This is a genomic window from Rhodovarius lipocyclicus, assembly GCF_009900765.1.
GTDB lineage: Bacteria > Pseudomonadota > Alphaproteobacteria > Acetobacterales > Acetobacteraceae > Rhodovarius > Rhodovarius lipocyclicus.
In genome coordinates this window covers 1-270 of sequence record NZ_JAAABL010000105.1, presented here as the reverse complement: position 1 = coordinate 270, position 270 = coordinate 1, and the positions used below count along the sequence as shown (strand labels likewise).

Below are 270 nucleotides of genomic sequence, written 5' to 3'. Positions count from 1 at the left end.
TGGCATCACCTGCTCGATGAGCCGATCAGGCAATGTCTGGGACAACGCCGCGATGGAGAGTTTCTTCTCGTCGCTCAAGACCGAACGCGTCAGAGCCCGCGTCTATCGCAATCGCGACCAGGCCCGGCCCGGGCCGGGCCGGGCCGGGCCGACGTGTTCGACTACATCGAGCGCTTCTACAACCCCAGGCGACGGCACTCGACCATCGGGTATCTCAGCCCTATGGAGTTCGAGCGCTTGGCCAGTTCAGGCTAAACTCGGTGTACATCG

At 63.0% G+C, this 270-nt stretch carries 1 pseudogene; it reads left to right on the top strand.

The window, feature by feature from the left end:
- Positions 1–255, top strand: a pseudogene (locus GT007_RS22115) (IS3 family transposase); the annotation flags it as partial.
- Positions 256–270 lie beyond the last annotated feature (15 nt).